12 protein-coding genes are annotated in these 19151 nt (G+C 62.4%); 3 read left to right on the plus strand and 9 right to left on the minus strand.

Annotated features, from left to right (window positions below; translation table 11 throughout):
- Nucleotides 1–20: 20 nt before the first annotated feature.
- Nucleotides 21–1229 (plus strand): serine hydrolase, encoded by a 1209-nt coding sequence (locus tag K0H47_RS10935; protein WP_219272585.1) that lies wholly within the window; start codon nt 21–23, stop codon nt 1227–1229.
- Here K0H47_RS10935 and K0H47_RS10940 read toward each other — a convergent pair.
- Entirely contained in the window at nt 1189–3477 is a 2289-nt protein-coding gene (locus K0H47_RS10940; protein WP_219272587.1) for an ATP-dependent DNA helicase, read from the minus strand. The genes K0H47_RS10935 and K0H47_RS10940 overlap by 41 nt on opposite strands.
- Nucleotides 3474–5123, minus strand: coding sequence for a VRR-NUC domain-containing protein (locus tag K0H47_RS10945; RefSeq protein WP_219272590.1), 1650 nt, complete (start codon nt 5121–5123; stop codon nt 3474–3476). Before K0H47_RS10945 ends, K0H47_RS10940 begins: the two co-directional genes overlap by 4 nt.
- 188 nt (nt 5124–5311) lie before the next feature.
- On the opposite strand from K0H47_RS10945, the gene K0H47_RS10950 reads away from it, so the two are divergent.
- Nucleotides 5312–5536 (plus strand): YgdI/YgdR family lipoprotein, encoded by a 225-nt coding sequence (locus K0H47_RS10950; RefSeq protein WP_063030332.1) that lies wholly within the window; start codon nt 5312–5314, stop codon nt 5534–5536.
- Nucleotides 5537–5865: 329 nt separating this feature from the next.
- On the plus strand, nt 5866–6141 hold the full coding sequence (locus tag K0H47_RS10955) for a hypothetical protein (RefSeq protein WP_177025406.1): 276 nt from the start codon (nt 5866–5868) through the stop codon (nt 6139–6141).
- A 70-nt stretch (nt 6142–6211) separates the two neighbouring features.
- On the opposite strand, the gene K0H47_RS10960 is transcribed toward K0H47_RS10955, so the two are convergent.
- From K0H47_RS10960 to K0H47_RS10990, 7 genes are all read right to left on the minus strand, one after another.
- Nucleotides 6212–7642, minus strand: a complete 1431-nt coding sequence (locus K0H47_RS10960) for a lipase (RefSeq protein ID WP_219272597.1) — start codon at nt 7640–7642, stop codon at nt 6212–6214.
- Between the two features lie 179 nt (nt 7643–7821).
- Entirely contained in the window at nt 7822–10932 is a 3111-nt protein-coding gene (locus K0H47_RS10965; RefSeq protein ID WP_219272600.1) for an autotransporter serine protease, read from the minus strand.
- 184 nt (nt 10933–11116) lie between these two features.
- Nucleotides 11117–14074, minus strand: coding sequence for an autotransporter serine protease (locus K0H47_RS10970; RefSeq protein WP_219272603.1), 2958 nt, complete (start codon nt 14072–14074; stop codon nt 11117–11119).
- A gap of 112 nt (nt 14075–14186) precedes the next feature.
- Nucleotides 14187–15524 (minus strand): TolC family outer membrane protein, encoded by a 1338-nt coding sequence (locus K0H47_RS10975; protein WP_017479720.1) that lies wholly within the window; start codon nt 15522–15524, stop codon nt 14187–14189.
- Nucleotides 15525–15526: 2 nt separating this feature from the next.
- Nucleotides 15527–16861, minus strand: coding sequence for an HlyD family type I secretion periplasmic adaptor subunit (locus K0H47_RS10980; RefSeq protein WP_201142044.1), 1335 nt, complete (start codon nt 16859–16861; stop codon nt 15527–15529).
- Nucleotides 16858–18609 (minus strand): type I secretion system permease/ATPase, encoded by a 1752-nt coding sequence (locus K0H47_RS10985; protein WP_219272605.1) that lies wholly within the window; start codon nt 18607–18609, stop codon nt 16858–16860. The genes K0H47_RS10980 and K0H47_RS10985 overlap by 4 nt, the downstream gene beginning before the upstream one ends.
- A gap of 104 nt (nt 18610–18713) precedes the next feature.
- Nucleotides 18714–19082, minus strand: a complete 369-nt coding sequence (locus K0H47_RS10990) for an AprI/Inh family metalloprotease inhibitor (RefSeq protein WP_063030346.1) — start codon at nt 19080–19082, stop codon at nt 18714–18716.
- Nucleotides 19083–19151 lie beyond the last annotated feature (69 nt).

Raw genomic sequence — 19151 nt, forward strand, 5'->3', positions numbered from 1 at the left:
GCCAATGAGCGACCTGAACCATGCAGCCTCCTGCCAGCTACCTCGTGCCCCTTGCCGCCTCCCTCTGCGCCACCCTCGCCTGCGCCGACAGCCCGGACCCGCTGCTCGCCAAGCGGGTGGATGCGGTGGTCGACAGCGCCATTGCCGACAAGCGCCTGGTGGGCACCGTGGTGCTGGTGCTGCGGGACGGGCAGCTGGTGTATCACCGTGCTGCCGGCCTGGCGGACCGCGAAGCCGGGCGCCCGATGACAGAGGACACGATCTTTCGCCTGGCATCGGTGACCAAACCGCTGGTCTCCGCCGCCGCGATGCACCTGGTGGAACAAGGTCGCTTGGGCCTTGACGATCCGGTCAGCCGCTGGCTTCCTGACTTCAATCCCAAGCTGGCGGATGGCACCACACCGGTGATCACCGTCAGCCAGTTGCTTAACCACACCGCAGGCCTGAGCTATGGATTCCTGGAAAGTACCCGCGGTCCCTACCGCACCGCCGGGGTTTCCGATGGTTTGGGCGAGCCCGAGATCAGCTTTGCCGAGAATCTGAAGCGCATCGCCAGCGTGCCCCTGAGTTACCCGCCGGGCAAAGGTTGGCAATACTCGATGGCCACCGATGTGCTGGGTGCGGTACTGGAACAAGCGTCGGGCCAGAGCCTGCCGGTATTGATGCGCGAGTCAGTCACCGGACCGCTGGGACTAACCGATACCGGGTTTTCCGTGACGGATATAAAACGCCTGTCCGCCGCCTATCAGGATGGATCACCGCAGCCGCTGCGCATGGTCGACAAGGCCACCATCACCTCGGGCAACAGCACTGCGCTGTTTGATGTGCGGCGGATACTTGATCCCCATGCCTACCCTTCCGGCGGCGCTGGCATGGCCGGGACGGCAGGTGACGTTGCGCGGTTCCTGGAAACCATTCGCCAGGGCGGCGCACCGATCCTGTCCGCACACAGCGTGCAGTTGATGGTCACCGATCACGTCGGCGCCATGGTGCAAACCCAGGACCCGGGTTGGGGCTTCGGTTATGGCTGGGCGGTGCTGAATGAGCCCGCGCTGACGGGCACGCCGCAATCCCGGGGCACCTTTGAGTGGGGCGGCGCCTACGGTCACAGCTGGTTTGTCGACCCGCAGCAAAAGCTCACGGTGGTTGCACTGACCAATACGGCCTACGAAGGCATGTCCGGTCTGTTCACCCACCAGTTACGGGATGCGGTGTATCCGCCGAAGTGATCGACCACCAGCGCGGCAATAGCTGCCGCACCCGCGCTTCACCAAAGCGGTCATCGATCAGCATCACCACGCCCCGGTCCTGCTGGCTGCGAATCACCCGCCCCGCGGCCTGCACCACCTTTTGGATGCCAGGGTACAAGTAGGTGTAGTCGTAACCGGCACCGAAGATCGCGCCCATCCGCAGTTTGAGCTGCTCATTCACCGGGTTGAGTTGCGCCAGGCCCAGGGTGGCGATAAATGCACCGATCAGGCGGGTTCCCGGCAGGTCGATGCCTTCGCCGAATGCGCCGCCGAGCACGGCAAAACCGATGCCCTGGCTGTGCTGGGTGAACTGGTCGAGAAACCCCTGACGTTCGGTCTCGGCCATGCCCCGTGACTGCTGCCACAGGGTGATGTGCGGGTGCCGCTCGGCAAGCAATTGCGCCACTTGCTGCAGATAATCGAAGCTGCTGAAGAACGCCAGGTAGTTGCCCGGCTGCTGCGCAAACTGCGCTGCGATCAGCTCGACGATGGGCTCCAGGGACGCCTGTCGATGCACAAACCGGGTGGAGATCCGGTCGACGATATGCACCTGCAACTGCTCGGCCTTGAACGGCGATTCCACATCGACCCAGGCCGTGTCCGGCGGCATTCCCAGCAAATCCGCGTAGTAATGCCGAGGGCTCAAGGTTGCGGAAAACAGCACGCTGCTGCGGGCTGCCGTCAGCCGTGGCCGAATGAATTCGGCAGGCACCACGTTGCGCAGGCACAGGTTCGATGAGCTGCGTTTGCCGCTGTGTTCGCGCTTGCTGATGTCGAAGATGAAGTGTTCGTTGAACAGTTCGGCGACCTTGGCAAACTGCAAGGCCTCGAAGTAGAAGGCTTGCAGCTCGCCATTGAGTGCTTCGGGATGGTCGTTGAAATACTCGCCCATGGCGCTGGTACACAGGCTCAAGGCGTGCAGCAGTTTGTCGGGCTTCTGGGCATAAGCCTGATACGGCGCCACTTGTTCCTTGTGCAAGGCATTCCACTCACGGTTCAGGCGCTGGAGGGGCTTCTTCAGCGGCTCGGGCGCGATCTCCCGCAGGGTCTTGAGGGTGTATTGGTCGAGGGCTGCGCTGTACATCGAACGACCTCGGTCCACCAGGTTATGGGCCTCGTCCACCAGCACCGCGACCCGCCACTGGTTGAGCTGCGCCAGGCCGAACAGCATGGCGCCGAAGTCGAAGTAGTAGTTGTAGTCGGCGACCACCACATCGCTCCAGCGCGCCATTTCCTGGCTCAGGTAATAGGGGCAGACGTCATGGGCCAGCGCGACTTCCCGCAGGTTGCGCTGGTCCAGCAGCCGCACGCGAGATGCGGCTTCACGGGCAGCCGGCAAGCGGTCGTAAAAACCCTTGGCCAGTGGGCACGAGTCGCCGTGACAGGCTTTGTCGAGATGCTCGCAGGCCTTGTCCCGGGCTACCAGCTCCAGTACCCGCAGCGGCAAATCCGGGCTGCTGTCATACAGCACTTGCGCGGCATCCAGCGCCAATTTTCGGCCCGGGGTCTTGGCCGTAAGGAAGAACACCTTGTCCAGTTGCTGGGGGGCCAGGGCCTTGAGCATCGGGAAAATAGTGCCGACGGTCTTGCCGATACCGGTGGGCGCCTGGGCCATCAGGCAGCGACCGGTGCTGACGGCCTTGTAGACCGTTTCCGCGAGTGGCCGCTGGCCGGGACGAAACGCTGCATGGGGAAAGCCCAGCGCAGTTGCTGCGGCGTTGCGGGCTTCGCGCTGGTACATTTCCTGTTCGGCCCAGCCGAGGAACAGCGCGCATTGCTGACGGAAGAAAGCCTGCAGGTCGTCCGCCTGAAAGCGTTGGCTGAGCAGCGTTTCGTGCTCGCCAACAATGTCGAAGTACACCAGCGCCAGGACAATCTCCGACAACCCGAGCTTCTGGCACATCAACCAGCCGTAGACCTTGACCTGGGCCCAGTGCAGCTGCCGATGGTTGGCCGGCTGCTTGTCGAGGTCGCCGCGATAGGTTTTCACCTCTTCCAGCTGGTTGCGGTCCGGGTCGTAGCCATCCGCCCTGCCCCGGACTTTCAACTGCTGGTATTCACCTTCCAGCGCGACTTCATTCTGGTAGTGGGCGCTGCGCCGCGAAGCCACGGTGCGGTGGCCGACAATCCCTTCCTGGGCGCTGGGAGACGGGGTAAAACGCAGGTCGAGGTCGCCGACCTTGGCGGTGAATTCACACAACGCACGCACCGCGACGCTGTAACTCAAGCCGCCTGCTCCGCCCAGCGCACATAACAGACGGTCACGGGCATCTGGTGTTCGCCGCAGAACTCCAGCCAGCGCAGCTGGTTGTCTTGCAGGCGATCGCCGGGGCCTTTGACTTCGATCATGCGGTAGGTTTTTTCCTCGGGCCAGAACTGGATCAGGTCGGGCATGCCGGCGCGGTTGGCACGGATATCCAGCAGCAGGCGCTCGAACCAGTGACGCAGGTGCGCGGCGGGCAGGCAGTCGAGGGCCTGGTCGAGCAATTCTTCGCTGAGTACGTTCCAGAACACGAAGGGTGACTGAATGCCCCATTTGTCGACGTAACGCTGGCGAATGGCGTGCTTGTAGCGCTCATCGTCCAGTTGGCCCAGGCACTCGGCGAACAGCTCGGCTCGCCGCTGATGAAAGTCTTCGCTGTGCAGGTCCACGGGACCACGCTGGAACGGGTGGAAAAACGACCCCGGCAACGGCGCAAAAATCGCCGGCCAGCACAGCAGTCCAAACAACGAATTGATCAGCGTGTTCTCGACGTAATGCACTGGCGCACCGTGGTCGCTCAAGTGGGCCTGCACGCAATACTCCACCGACATCAACGGGTCCGGTGCCGGCAGCTCAAGGTCCAGGCGCACGATAGCCCGGGGCTTTACCTTGGGCATCGCCGGCTCGCCGAGTTTGCGCCGCAGCCTGGGGATCACACGCAACAGGTGCTGCCGCTCGGCAGCGCTCTCCGGAGCCAGCTGTGCTTCACGGGCCAGCCGCATCGCCTGGGCAAAATCCTCCTGACGCTCCAGCACCCGGATCAGCCGTGCCCGTGCGCCGGGGTATGTGCAGCTGCGGTAGATCGCCTCCGCCAGGGCCAACTCGGCGCTGCGCTCACAATACTGGCCGACTTGAAACAACAGCTTGGCCCGACGCTTTTCAAGCCAGGGGTTGTCGGTGTGCAAGGTGGCGATTTGTTCCAGCACGTTATCCAGTGCCTCACCCGCTTCAAAAGCCTGTTGGCACTGGTGCAGGAACAGAAAGCCGTGCACGTCGTCACGGCTGCGCAATCCACGGGATTCGGCGCAGAATTCGACTTTCTCGTAGGTAAAAATCCCCAGGTCCGCCAGCACAAACTCCGACCAGTCCTGATAGAGATTGCCGAAGAACATCAGCCGCAGCCGGTCGCACAGGTCCATCACGGTGAGACTGTAAAGCTGATCGGCCAGGTCCGGGCACCAGTGCTGGAAGTGACGCGGTTCACAAAACTGCGTTGACAGCGACGCCAGCCAATCTGCCTTTTTGGCCCTGGGTTGCTCGATCCAGGGTTTGAACGCCGCCAGGATTTCAGCTTTCTGCAACAGGCCAAACAGCTCGCCAAACGACAACAGGCACTGATCTGTCACCCACCCCTGCTCCAGCAACGGCATCACCGCCTCGTGCACCGCGCCGATTTCGACATAATTGAGCTTGCCGGCCCGGAAATGCGCGCCCTTGCGCATCACCATGCGCACCAGCAAGGCCTGGGACGACTGCGGCAAGCTGTCAAATTGCTGAATGAAATGCTCTTCGTCCGGGGCCAGTAAATCGGCATAGCGCTGCCCCAGCCAATCGAGCACCTGGCGGAAGTTATGCAGGTAATAGAGCGGGTCTTCAAGGGGATTGGACATATCAGGCACGGGATCAAACACTGGTTATGCATACAGAGTGCCGTCCCTGAGCGGCTGTTGCAATCGGTAATAGATCAAAGGCGCACGCAACTTTTTGCGTAATAATGATCAGATGGCTGTCAGCCACATAAAATATGTTTCCCCCGACCGCTCAGGCGCGGGGTTTTCGAAGGATCAGGGTAAGGGTTATGAGCATGAAGAATTTGGGTCTGGCGGTGAGTATGGTCACGTTGCTGGTGCTGGCCGGTTGCTCCACGCAAACCGTGGTGACGTTGCAGAACGGCACCCAGTATTTGACCAAAGACGTGCCGAACGCGAAGACCGCTGATGGTTTCTACGAATTCACCGACATCGCCGGCAAGCATGTACGGGTCAAGGCCTCCGACGTCGCGACCGTGATCAAGGAGAAATAAAAAGTGGGAGCCCGTTGGCTCCCACTTTTCTTTGCAATGCACGCCCCTGTGGGAGCCGGGCTTGCCCGCGATGCAGAAACTCGGTTTGCCAGGTGCACCTTAGCGATCCTATCGCAGCCTCGCCAAGGCTCGACAGCTCCCACATCAGCGATCACAAAACTGTGGGAGCTGTCGAGCCTTGGCGAGGCTGCGATGGCGTCCGCACTGCCAACACTAATGCCGGCTTGTGCAAAATAAACAATATTTCACCGAAGGATTTCCCCCTGCCCCTGCGTTTAACCGATCAACCGCCTTCAACTTCGAAAGCGGTATGACGGAGAACCATGGCCATGGCATTCATGTCCCGAGCGGTGCGCACTCTGCTACTCATTCCCTTGATGTGGGCTGCGCTGGCGAGTACGCCGGTGTTTGCCGACACCATCATCATCCGCCAGGCGCCATCGCGCGTGGTGATCGTGCAGCCCCCTCCTCCCGGCCCGCGCTATTACAGCCACTGGGGCTACGGCTATGGCCCGCGAGGCTATTGGCCGCGGGGTCATTATTACGGCTACGGGTACGGCCAACCCCACCGTCCGTACTGGAACCACGGTCACTACTGGAGATAACCCAACCTGCGATACTGATTAACCCTGTGGCGAGGGAGCAAGCTCCCTCGCCACAACAGCGGCCCGCTACTTAGCTGATGGAAATTCCATCGCCCCAAACGCCGGCGAGTCCAACGCCGACCAGCGTCACAGAATCCGCGCCAAAACTCAGCACCGTATCGCCCCCCACCACTTTGGCATGGTCACGCCAGTCCGCACTGCCCTCCACGTCCCGGAACACCAGCTTGTCAGTCGGCTGATAACCAATCACCCGGTCCTGCCCAAACTGCCCGCCGAACAGAAAGGTGTTATGCCCACTGTTGTCGCGGATCGTGTCATTGCCCTTGCCGCCCTCGATGAAATCCACACCCTTGCCGCCCTGGATCAGGTCATCACCATCACTGCCGATAATGAACGTGTTGCCCTTGTGCGGCTCGGCATTGCGGTTGAGGTCCTGCACCCAGGTATTGGCCCGGGCCGGGTCCGACAGGTTGGCAACGATAATCGTCGAGTCCCGGCTGGTCAGGTCGTAGAATTTCGAGTCCAGGACCCGGGTCAAGCCATCGCCATAGGCCGTGGGCAAATGAGAAAGCCAGGTGGGCACATTGACGATGGAAAACGGCAGGACATTCCACAGCGTCGACGCGTAGTGGTCGTTGAAGTTGACGATATTGTCCGTCGTCGACTCATGGGGCTTGTCATGCACGCCCAGGGACGAGAAGTTGAACGACGAGCCGTCCAGCGCGCGAAACACCGGGTCGTTTTCATAACCGATATTCAGCACCTTGTCGCCGCTGCTCTGGGTTGGCGAGGCATAGGCCACATAGTTGGAGTCCTTGTAGAACCCCGACCATTTATTGCCGCTCAAGTCGGCCATGCTGTTGACCGCCAGGCCGCCCAGGCTATGGCCGCTGACCACCACGTCCTTGCCCGTCAGGCCATGACTGCCGGCATACGCCGCGACATCCTTGAGCAAGGTGCCAAAGGCTTCGCCGGCGTAGTTTTTCGCGTAATCCTTGGGCCCCAGCGCTGCCAGCAAATCACTGACCAGATCGCCAATGGAGTCGGTGATCAAGGTTTCCCGAGGCCCCGAAGTCCCGCGAAAACCAATACCGATTTCCAGCAGTTTGCCGTCACCATCGTACTTGCCCAGCACCTCCACCTGCGCGGTGGTGTAGCCGGCCTTTTCACCGAAGAACGTGCCCCGGGCATCCACCTTGCCGCCATAGCCCAAGGTACTGGCGCTGATGGGCGTCCAGCCGGCTTTGTTGACCGCCTCAAGGGCGGCCTTTTCCGAGTCAGGGTTCCAGGGAATCCCCGGAATCACCCCCTGCGAGTCAGTGCTGCCCAGCAACGCACCCACTAGCGTGGCCGGCAGCCCCAGGCCAAAACCGTTGTGCTGATAACCCACGGCAAAGCCGTTGTCCAGGTTGTGGTAGGAGTACAGCGTGATCGCCATGGCATCGGCGAACAACGCTTTGGAGCCCTCGGTCCCGAGGTTTTTATAGTCGAAAACACCCATGGTATTGCCTCTCTTTTGTTGGAATTGTCGAGAAAGCCAAATCTGCACAAATGGACGATTGGAACCGGATCAATGTGGGAGCGGGCTTGCTCGCGAAAGCGGTGGTTCAGTCAACCCATCCACCGACTGGCACACCGCCTTCGCGCGCAAGCCCGCTCCCACATTTCCAACTGCGGTGTTTAGAAAGCCCAGTCCAGACTCAAACCCACCCCATGGACTTTCTCTTTGCTGGCCAGCAGGCCGCTGTAATCCAGATTCACCTTCGCATCCTTGCTCAGCGCCAGGCTGACCCGCGCGCCCACCAATGCCGCATCACGCACCATCGACGAGCTCTCCACCGAGAACGACGGGCCGCCCGAGGCAAACGCCAGGTTCCGCTCGGAGTCGACGCTGCTCAGGTTGTGCTGCCAGCCCAGGGTGCCGGAAAGCTCCAGTTGCTGATGGTCGTTGATATTCAAGGTTTTCAGCGCTCGAGCACCCAGGGTACTCAACACCACATCGCGGCTGTCATCCCGGCCCTTCAAGGCCGCCGCATCACCCTTTTCGGTAAACCCGTCGGCATCCAGATGCACATACGCCAGGTTGGCAAACGGTTCCAGGGCCAGCGGTTGCAGGTTCAAGCGATACGCCGCTTCGGTAAACACCTGGGTGCTGCGGGCATCCACCTTGGCTTTCTGCTTGCCGGCGACTTCACCGTATTGCAGCTCACGCTTCACATCGGCGCGGTGCCAGCTGTAGGTCGCCCCGCCGCTCAAACGCAAGGCACCGATTTCATGCCCGGCGTACGCGCCCAAGTGATAGCTGTCTACCGACGCCCGGGAATGGGTGTCGCTGCCCATGTTCAGCGACGTGTCGCTGTACCCCGCCACCAGGCCCACGCGGGTGTCTTCATCCAGCGCGCCGTCCACACCCGCCAGCATGCCGCCGATGGAGGTGGTGTAGCCCGCCGTATCGCTGCCGCTGTTGGTCTTGCCCCAGGCGCCCAGCGCCTTGACCCAGACGTTGCCACGGCTGTCGACGGTCTGGCTCGATGCGCCCATTTCCCCTTGCTGCAAACGCTCGCCCACGGCTTCGCGCAGGTAGCGGTTGTCATTGACCAATGCGGTTTCCAGCGCCGGGTAGATTTCCCCGGACAGCTGCTGGAACGCGCCTTGAGCCGAGGCTGCATTCGGCGCCAGTAACAGGCTTTCATAGACGGCGTTGCCCGCGCCCAATTGCTCGGCGGCGGCTGCCACCGACCGTTGGTTCGGAGTGGCCGCCACACTGGCAAAGGTGTTGGCATTGCGCCCCACATCCAGTTGCACGCCGTTGGCGGCGTAGTTCAAGGTGCCGCCGATAAACAGGTAGTCAGGCAGCACCGAACCGAAGCTGCCGGTGATCCCGCCTGCGGCCTGCAGGATGTTGTATTGGCGACCGATCAGGCTTTCGGCCTGGGTCTGAGTCAGCAGCGTCGGGCTGTTTTCCAGGGCCAGGGTCACCGTGCCGCCGCTGAGGGTGGCCTTGCCACTGGCGACGATGCGGTCACTGCTGGTTTGCGACAGCTCCACCGCGTAAGTGGAGCCCGCCGCAAAGCTCACATCACCGGCCACATTCAGCGTGCCGATGGAGTTACCCGGCGCCACGGTACCGCCGCTGTTCGCCGTCAGCGAACCAATTCGCCCGGAACCGCCCACTACACCGCTGTTGCTGACGGTGACGTCGGAGGTGATCGAACCATTGATTGCCAGCAACCCTTGGTTGACCAGGGTCGGGCCGCTGTAGGTGTTGGTGCCGGTCAGCACCAGCGCACCGATGCCCTGCTTGGTCAGACCGCCATGCCCGGAGATGTTGTTGCTCCACACATCCAGCCCGCAATGCACGTCGGTGCACAGGCGCTGGGTCGGTTTGCCGGCATCCACCATGGCGCCAATCCCTGGCAGGTCCGCGACGAATTGACCGGAGCCGTAGGCCCCGTCGATACGAAATTCGGCCGGGATATCCTCAGCCGTCACAAACATCCCCGGGCCGTTGATGGCCTTGCCCAGGTTGATCATGCCCCAGCCGTACAGCGAGTCGATGCCCGGTGCGCCGAGGTCGGTCGCGGTGGTTTTCAGCAGCGTGGAAATCTGGTCGCCACTCATGTACGGGAAGCGCTCCATCAGCACCGCCGCACTGCCGGCCACATGAGGCGCGGCCATGGAGGTGCCGTTGAAGTTGGCGTAGTCGGTGGTCAGGTTTTCCAGGGTGGTGCCGTTGATCACCGAGCTGTAGATCTTGGTGCCGGGGGCCGCCACGCAGAAGCTGGCGGCATAACCGCAACGTGAAGAGAAGGTGCTGATCACGTACGGATCGGAACTGGCGGTGTCGGGGTTCTGTTGCAGCGCCGCTACCGACAGCCAGTTGGGCGCGATCTCCGGCACGAAGTACGCGAGGCCCGAGATCGCGTCCGGGTTATTGCGGTTGTAGTCGTTGCCGGCGGCAAAGATCGTCAGCACGCCGCTGCGGGCGGCATCGATGGCGCCTTGATAAGCGCCGCCTGCGATCGTGCCAAGGATCGGCCGGATGTTATTGAACTGCGCCTGGGCTTCATTGACCGTGAAGTTGGGGAACGCCGGATCGCGCCCGCCCTTGGCGTACTGGTCACCGATGCCGATACCCCAGCTGTTGTTGATGATGCGTGCGCCGCTGGCCACCAGGGCATCCCAACCGGCTTTGTAGACCGCGCCGTCGTTGCCCAGGATGATCCCGTCTTCGGGGCCCGGGTCACCGTTTTCGGCACTGATGATCTGCGCGTCGAACGCCACGCCATGCATCGGCCCGCCGTCACGGTTACCTGCGGCAATCCCGCCCACGTGTGTCCCGTGATTGCCGAGTTTGCCGTTGGAGCCCAGGGAGGGTGTGCCGTCGTAGCGGAATGCGTCCCCGGCCTTCACCGGGATGTACGGGTCGGTGTATTGGCGAATGCCTTCGGTCACGATTGTGACCACTTTGCCGGGGCTGGCGAATTCCGGATGCTGGGCATACACCGGCTGATCGAAGATCCCCAGCTTCACGCCCTTGCCGGTGTAGCCGGCGGCGTAAGCAGCGTCTGCATGCACGGCGCCGAGCCCCCAATCGGCTTTGAATTCATTGCTGCGCCAGCTGGCAGCATCCCCCGGTTTTCCGCTTTCCACGTAGGGTGCGGCCTGGGCGGTACCCAGGCTGGCCAGGCAACACAGCAACGCGCCGTATGGCACGCAGCTCAGGGCCTTGAGCGGGTAGCCCGGGCCTGTTGGGATGGCGGATTGAAACCCTCGTTTTGTTTTTTTCACGGTGACCTTCCTTAGTTTTTATTGCACTTGTATAAATCACGTTTCTCCCAGGCGCCGCCGACCCAATGTGGGAGCGGGCTTGCTCGCGAATGCGGTGGCTCAGTTTCAGGTGAGCCGACTGACACACCGCATTCGCGAGCAAGCGCGCTCCCACAGTTGACCTCCTTCGGCCTCAGGATCTTGCTCAGAACTGCCAGTTCAGACTCAACCCCACGCCCTGGATTTTTTCCCGGCCAGCCAGTTGGCCCGTGTAGTCGAGGTTGACCCGTGTGCTTTTGCTCAACGCCAGGCTGGCCTGCACACCCACTAGCGCTGCATCGCGCATTAACGGCGAGCTTTGCACCGCGAACGACGGCCCGCCGGCGACAAACGCCAGGTGCTCTTCGGATTCAACGGCACTCAGGCTGTGCTGCCAGCCCAAAGAGCCGGAAACGTCCAGTTGCTGCCGGTCATTGAGGGGCAAGGTTTTCGATGCCCGTAGGCCCAGGGTGCTCAGCACTGCATCGCGGCTGTCACTGCCACGCTCCAGCGCGGCAGCGTCGCCTTTCTCGTGAAAGCGTTCGTTGTCCAGGTGCACGTAAGCCAGGTTGGCGAACGGCTCCAGCGCCACCGAGGGCAAGTTCAAGCGGTAGGCCGCTTCGGTAAAGACCTGGGCGCTGCGCGCATCCAGCTTGGTCTTCTGCTTGCCGCTGACTTCGCCGTACTGCAAGTCACGTTTCACGTCGCCGCGATGCCAGCTGTAGGCGCCGCCGACGCTCAGGCGCCAGTTGCCCAGCTCATGCCCGGCATAGGCGCCGAGGTGGTAGCTGTCGATGGACGCCGAGGAATGAGTGCCGCTGCCCATGTTCAGCGAGCTGTCGCTGTAACCGGCCACGAGACCGGCGCGGGTCTGCTCGTCCAGGGCGCCGTCGACACCCGCCAGCATGCCACCCAGTGAGGTGGTGTAGCCCGCCGTGTCGCTGCGGCTGTCGGTCTTGCCCCAACTGCCGAGCGCCTTGACCCACACATTGCTTTCACCGGTAACCGGCGTATGGCGCAGGCGCTCGCCGACGGCATCACGTAGTTGGCGACTATCGTTGATCAGCAGGGTGTCGATGGCCGGATAGATTTCCCCCGACAGTTTCTGGAAGCCTTGTTGCGCGGCGGCCACGGAGTCCGAACGCAGGATGCTTTCGTACACCGGGTTGCCCGCGCCCAGTTGCTCGGCAGCCGCCGCCACCGAACGCTGGTTACGATTGGCGCCGACACTGGCAAAGCTCGCATCACTGCGAGCAATGTCCAGTTGCACGCCGTTGGCGGCATAGTCGAGGGTGCCGCCGAGGAACAGGTAGTTGGGCAATGCCGCACCGAACTGACCCTGGATCCCGCCCGCCGCCTGGAGGATGTTGTACTGACGCCCCAGCAGGCTCTCGGCCTGTTGCTGGCTGAGCAGCGTCGGGCTGTTTTCCAGGGCCAGGGTCACCGTGCCGCCGCCGAGGATTGCCTTGCCGGTGGCGACAATCTGGTCGCTGCTGGTGGGGGTGAGTTCGACCGCATAGGTGGAACCGGCGGCGAGGTTCACGTCCCCGGCTACCTGCAAGGTACCCACGGAATTGCCCGGCGCCACGGTGCCGCCGTTGTTCACTTGCAACGCCGCGATACGGCCGGAGCCACCCAGTGTGCCGCTGTCATTGACCGTCACTGCCGACGTCAGTGAACCATTCACCGCCAACCGACCGCCATTCACGGTGGTCGGGCCACGGTAGGTGTTATCCCCGCTCAGCACCAGGCTCCCCGCGCCGGACTTGATCAGGCTGCCTTCGTAGATACGCTGGGCCGCCGCTGCCGCCCGGGCGGTGCCAACGGCATAGTCCGTCTGGTCCTGCTGACTCGCGCCGGCGCCCACGCCGTTCTCCCAGCCCTTGTCGCGCAGGGTTTGCTGCCAGGCCAGGGTTTCGGCGCTGTCTTCGGCCTGACGCTGGATCAGGGCCTTGTCGGAGATCGCATTGCTCCACACATCGCCCTGCCCGGCCGCCAACGTGACATTCATCGGCCCGAGCAATTGCCCGGGCCCGTGCATCGCCCGGCCAAGGTCCGGCACGCCCCAGCCGACCTGGGTGGTCGGTGCGTCGGTGACCGAGCCATTGAGTTGAGTGGCGGTGGTCAACAACACCTGCAAGGCCTGCTCGTTGTTCAGGTACGGGTAGCGTTCCATCACCAGCGCCAGTGCGCCCGTGGCATGGGGCGCCGACATCGAGGTGCCGGACTTCACCCCATAACCGCCATCGGGAACGGTGCTGTTGATCAACGCCCCGGGGGTGGAAATGCACCAGTACTTGGCGATGCCGCACTGGTTGTATTTCTGGTTATTCGCCTTGTCCAGGCCCGACACCGCCAGCCAGTGGCCTTCCAATTCCGGCTGGAAATACGGCAAGGCTGAACGCACGCTGGCGTTGGCGTAGCCGCTGTTACCGGCACTGAACACGTTGATCACCCCGGCCTTGGCCACATCCGCAGCGGCATCCAGCCAGGTGTTCTGGTTGTAGTGCTGGGCATAGGCCGCGTGCAGGTCGCCCAGGGTCTGATAGCTGACGTCCTTGGGCTGGCTGCCCCAGCTGTTGTTGATCGCGCGCACGCCGGAATCCACCAGGGCGCTGTACACCGCCTTGAAGTACTTGGGATCCGGCGTGGGGCCAAACAGGAAGCTGTCATTGGCGTTGGTGTTGCCGACGTAGATCTGCGCGTTGTACGCCACGCCGTGCATGCCCACGCCATCACGGGCCGCGCCCATGGTGCCGGTGACGTGGGTGCCATGGGAGTCATTGTTGGAGTTGAGCGCGCCGGTGGTGCTGAACGGGCTGCCATCGACGTAGGTGCCGCTGGCGGTGACCGCGTGATAGCGGTCCTTGGAGGCTTCGGGATGGTTGGGGTCGAAACCCGAGTCGAGGGCGCCGATCTTCACGCCACTGCCGGTGATGCCGCTCGCGTAGGCCTCGTTGGCTTTCATCCGGTCCAGTCCCCAGTCACTCTGGAACTCGGCGGAGCGCCAACTGGCGGGGTCGCCCGCTTTGCCGGTTTCGATGTACTGCCCGTGGGCTGCCACTGACAGCAGCAGCAAGGAGCCTGCGGTGAAGGGTTTGAAGCGAGGTGAATCAGTGATCATGAAGAGTCCTTTTTCTTATTGTTGAAATACCAGTGGCGAGGGCGTCTCCCTCGCCACAACACACTCCCTCCCCACAAAAGCCCCCTTGCACCCGGTAATACTCGTCCAGGCATCAGCGGCTCATAGGGCCAAACGCCTCATCCACCTTGGCCAGGTCGGTGTCGCGCAAGTTGCCCGCGTAGTAATGCAATTTGGTCCAGGCCATCAGGTAGTCGTACCGCGCCTGGGCCAGGTCGCGGCGGGTGCTGTACAGCTGCTGCTCGGCGTTCAGCGCATCGAGGTTGACCCGCTCGCCGCCGAGGATGCTTTGCTTGGTGGAGACCACCAGCGCTTCAGCCGAAGTCAGCGCCTTTTGATACGCCCGCAGCTTGCTTACCCCCGACAGACAAGCGCTGAACTGGCGCCGCAGTTCGATCAGGGTTTCGCGGGTCTTGCCTTCCAGTTCGTACTCGGCCTGCTCCATGGCGCGGCTGGCCTGGCGGGTGGAGGCCGAGACGCCACCACCGGCATACAACGGCATGCTGACTTCGATGCCGATGGTGTTGGTGTCATAGCGTTGGTTGTAGGTGTTGCCGCTGTCGGACTCCTGCTGGCGGGAGCTGGCATAGGCCGTGATGCGTGGCAGATGCCCCGAGCGGTTGCGCTCCACTTCATAACGCGCCACTTCCACGGACTGGCGTTGCGAGGCCAGGTTGGGGTTGTTGGTCAGCGCCAGTTCGTGCCAGGTGTCGTAGTTGGCCGGGGTCAGGGTGAAGGCGGCAAATCCCGGGTTCAGCGGCGCCAGGTCATTGATGTTGACGCTCTGCACACCGATCAGCGCTCCCAGTTCTCGCAGCGAGGCGTCCTGTTCATCCAGCGCCTGGATTTCCTCGGCAGTGGCCAGCTCATAGCGCGATTCCGCTTCCAGGATGTCGGTGCGCGTGCCTTCGCCCTGCTGGAACAGATGCTGGTTCTGCTGGAACTGCTGCTCGTAGGCCTTTTTCTTCGCGCGGGCAATGTCGATCTGGTCCTGGGCGAACAGCGCCTGGGTGTAATAGGTCAGCACCCGCACCAGCAACGCCTGGCTTTTGTCGCGAAAACTCTCGTCGGCAAACAGCGCCTGGGCCACGCCCTTGCGGTAGTTGGCATAGGCTTCGTAGTCGAACAGCGGCTGTTGCAGGGTGAAGGTGGAGCCGTAGCTGTTGTAGTTGCGGTCATCGTGATAATTGCCGCCGCGCCCGTCGGGCAAGGTGGCCTGAGAGTTGTTGCGGCCCTTGTTGTAGTTGTACGACAGCTTCGGCAGCAGGCCGGCGCGGCCGATGGTGCGGTTCTCCAGGCCGGCGTCGCGCTCCTTGATGGCGCCGAGGAATACCGGGTCGTTGCGCAGAGCCTGTTCGTAAACATCGAACGGGCCCATGGCGGCCTGGGCGCTGCTGCAGGCGAGTAACAAGGCGATGAACATCGGCTTCATGCTCATTCCTCGGTCAACGCCGAGCCGGCGCGGTCCAGCAGCGGCTTGAACAGGTAATTGAGCAAGGAGCGTTCGCCGGTGCGGATGAACATCTCGGCGGGCATCCCCGGCTTGATCACCAGGCCATGGAGTTTTTCCAGGGCGTTGCTGCTGACGACGGTGCGCAACACGTAGTACGGCATGCCGGTTTTTTCGTCGAGCATCTGGTCGGCGGAGATCAGGCTCACCTCCCCCGGCACTCGGGGCGTGCGGCTCTGGTTGAAGGCGGTGAAGAGGATGTCTACTGGCAAGTGCGCACCGACCTTGTCCACCAGATGCACCGGCAAGCGACCTTCCACTTCCAGGCGGGTGTCCTGGGGCACGATTTCCAACAGGGTTTCACCGGCACGCACCACAGCGCCTTCGGTGTGCACGCCCAGGTTGACGGCGATGCCGTCGGCGGGCGCATTGATTTCGCTGTGCTGCAGGTCGAAACCAGCGGAGGTCAGTTGCTGCTCCAGGGTCAGGCTGCGCAATTGCGCATCGGCCAGTTGGCTGCGGACTTCCTTCTGATATTCCTCGCTGTGCTGCTGCAACTTGAGGCGCGACTCGAGGATGCCCTGCTCCACCCGGCCGCTTTCCCCGGTGTTCTGCGCCAGGTCCTGTTGCACCTGGGACAGTTGACGCTGGTACTCCATCAGCCGGTTGCGCGGGATGTAGCCGTTGTCGGCCAGGGGTTGCAGGTTATTCAGTTGGTCACGCAGGGATTGCGCCTGGGCGGTCAGGTCGCTGCGGGCGCGGCGCATGCCGTTGAGCTGTGCGGTGGCGCCTTCGATACTCGCGCGAATCCCGGCCTGTTCCCGGGCAAAGGCTTCACGGCGACTGCTGAACAGTTGGCGCTGGCCTTCGAGGACCAACGCCAGGGCTTGATCAGGGTTGGTACTCAGCTCCGCCGGGAAAGTGATGGTCGACTGGTTATCCCGCTCGCTCTGCCACCGCGCCACGCTGGCCCAGGCCATGCGGTATTGGGCTTGCAGGGAGTGCACGTCAGCTTGGTTTTGCGTCTGGTCGAGGCGGAACAGGGGTTGGCCCTGCTTCACCGCCTCGCCTTCACGCACCAGGATTCGGCTGACCACGCCGGGGCTGAGGGTTTGTACCGCCTTGCGCTTGCCCGACACCACCACCGTGCCTTGCACCGGAATCCCCTGGTCCAGCGGTGCCAGGCTGGCCCAGAGGAAAAACCCGCCGGCGCCAACCACCGTCAGCAGCCAGCCCATGCGGGCAAAGAAGCGCGCGTCGTGTTCGGGGTGAGTCTGTTCGTAATCGCGGTTGATTTGAATGCTGTTGTCGCTGCTCATGCGCCTGGATTCCTTCCGGCTTGATACTGACGGCTGAGGCTGACCCCCGCCTTTTCTCGCGGTGCTTCCTGCTGGCCGGACAGCGCCCGCAGCACGTCCTGGCTCGGACCAAATGCCTGCAAACGGCCTTCGTTAAGCACCAGCAACTTGTCGGCCTGGGCCAACGCCGAGGAACGGTGAGTCACCAGCACCACCGTGCTGCCCTGGGCCTTCATCTGCATGATCGCGCTGGCCAGGGCGGCTTCGCCCACGGTGTCGAGGTTGGAATTGGGCTCGTCAAGCACGATCAGGCGCGGGCCGCCGTACAGCGCACGGGCCAGGGCGACCCGTTGTTTCTGGCCACCGGACAGGCCGCTGCCCTCGTCACCGAGCACCGTGTCGTAGCCGTGGGGCAAACGCAGAATCAATTCGTGCACGCCCGCTTGTTGGGCGGCCTGCACCACCAACTCCGGGTCGGCTTCGCGAAAGCGTGCGATGTTGTCAGCGATGCTGCCGCTGAACAGTTCGATGTCCTGAGGCAGGTAGCCAATATGCGGGCCGAGGTCGTCGCGGTCCCAGCGATGGATGTCGGCACCGTCCAGGCGCACGGTGCCCGCCAGGGTTGGCCACACGCCCACCAGCACCCGGGCCAGGGTCGACTTGCCGGAGCCGGAAGCACCCAGCACGCCGAGCACTTCACCCGCCGTCAGGCTGAAGCTGACCTGATGCAAGGTCGGCACACGCCGCCCCGGCGGGCCCGCGCTGACCTGCTCGAAACTGACATTGCCCTTGGGCGCCGGCAAGGCCATCTGCTCGCCCTGGGGCGGGAATTCGCGCATCAGGTTATCCAGGCGCTGATAAGCCAGCTTGGCCGAACTCCATTGCTTCCACACGGCGATCAACTGGTCGATAGGGCTCAACACCCGGCCCATCAGGATCGAACCGGCGATCATCATCCCTGCCGTCATGTCGCCCTTGATCACCAGCAACGCCCCCAGGCCCAGCACCAACGATTGCAGGCACAGGCGCAGGGATTTGCTCAGGGAACTGATGATCGAGCCGGTGTCGCTGGCCTTGTTCTGCAAACCCAGAAACTGCGAATGCACCTTGAACCAGCGCTTGCGCAATGCGCCGAGCATGCCCATGGCCTGGATGGTTTCGGCATTGTGCAGGTGGCTGGTGGCCAACTGGGTGGATTGCTGGGAAAACCCGCTGGCTTCACCCAGGGGCTTTTTGGTCAGGTATTCGTTGAGGCACGCCAGGGCAATCAGCAGCACTGCACCGGCGCTGGCCAAGACACCCAGCCAGACGTTGAACAGGAAGATCACAAACAGGTAGATCGGAAACCACGGCGCATCGAAAAACGCGAACAGCGCCGGCCCCGTGATGAATTGGCGGATGTGGGTCAGATCCCCCAGGGATTGCCCGCCATGGCCTTCGCCCCGTTGCAGATTGCGCTCGAAGGCGGCCTTGTACACCCGCAGGTTGAAACGCCGTTCCAACTGGCTGCCGATGCGAATCACGATAAAGCTGCGGATCACCTCAAGCACGCCGATAAAGGCGAAGAACCCCACCACCATGAGCGTCAACATCACCAGGGTGGTTTCGTTCTGTGAAGACAGCACGCGGTCGTAAACTTGCAACATATAAATCGACGGCACCAGCATCAATACGTTAATCAATGCCGTGAAGCAGCCAATACTGATCAGAATACTTTTGTAGTCGCCGAGTGCTTTGAATAGTGGTGCAACGGGAGTGGTCTTCGCCATGTTGCCTGATCTTCCCTGAGCCGAATGACGCGCAATAGTTTGCCAGGCGCCCCATTAAGGGGCGGGCAAACATTAAAATCGGGTTATATCGTTATAACGAACTATTAGGGTGCACGTTGTAATATCAATACCGCGCCAGATTTTACGCGGCCTTCATATTCGCCTTCTTTCTGGCGATTCAAATGGGTAATGCCGGTACCTTCGGCATTCATCAACCAAATACCGTCGGGCGTTGGCGTCCAACTAACGGGGGCTTCACCCAGCCATTGTCCCACGCACTCCACATCGCCCCCCAGGGCGTTGGCTTGCTCAATCAGATCCAGCGCACACACCTGCTCTTGCTGGTGCAGCGTCCAATGCCCGGCCAACTGCGCGGACGTGGGTAAAACCAGACTGCTTGCCATTGCTGTGGCTCCTGCCGACATAAGCAACGCCTGGAGACACCAGGCAACTGTACTGCGAAATAGCGTCATCACCTTCGCCCGTTCAAGGGGTGGATGCAAGGGCAGAGGGCGGCGCGTGTGCGCCACCCTCCTTTACAC

The organism is Pseudomonas sp. Xaverov 83 (genome assembly GCF_019352905.1).
In the GTDB taxonomy this organism is placed as follows: Bacteria; Pseudomonadota; Gammaproteobacteria; order Pseudomonadales; family Pseudomonadaceae; genus Aquipseudomonas; species Aquipseudomonas yamanorum.

Bases quoted from the DNA above. Each gene is read 5' to 3' on its own strand.
- K0H47_RS10970 (WP_219272603.1), bottom strand. From the start codon at position 14,074: ATGATCACTGATTCACCTCGCTTCAAACCCTTCACCGCAGGCTCCTTG.
- K0H47_RS10990 (WP_063030346.1), bottom strand. From the start codon at position 19,082: ATGACGCTATTTCGCAGTACAGTTGCCTGGTGTCTCCAGGCGTTGCTT.
- K0H47_RS10975 (WP_017479720.1), bottom strand. From the start codon at position 15,524: ATGAAGCCGATGTTCATCGCCTTGTTACTCGCCTGCAGCAGCGCCCAG.
- K0H47_RS10985 (WP_219272605.1), bottom strand. From the start codon at position 18,609: ATGGCGAAGACCACTCCCGTTGCACCACTATTCAAAGCACTCGGCGAC.
- K0H47_RS10960 (WP_219272597.1), bottom strand. From the start codon at position 7,642: ATGGGTGTTTTCGACTATAAAAACCTCGGGACCGAGGGCTCCAAAGCG.
- K0H47_RS10945 (WP_219272590.1), bottom strand. From the start codon at position 5,123: ATGTCCAATCCCCTTGAAGACCCGCTCTATTACCTGCATAACTTCCGC.
- K0H47_RS10935 (WP_219272585.1), top strand. From the start codon at position 21: ATGCAGCCTCCTGCCAGCTACCTCGTGCCCCTTGCCGCCTCCCTCTGC.
- K0H47_RS10950 (WP_063030332.1), top strand. From the start codon at position 5,312: ATGAGCATGAAGAATTTGGGTCTGGCGGTGAGTATGGTCACGTTGCTG.
- K0H47_RS10980 (WP_201142044.1), bottom strand. From the start codon at position 16,861: ATGAGCAGCGACAACAGCATTCAAATCAACCGCGATTACGAACAGACT.
- K0H47_RS10955 (WP_177025406.1), top strand. From the start codon at position 5,866: ATGGCATTCATGTCCCGAGCGGTGCGCACTCTGCTACTCATTCCCTTG.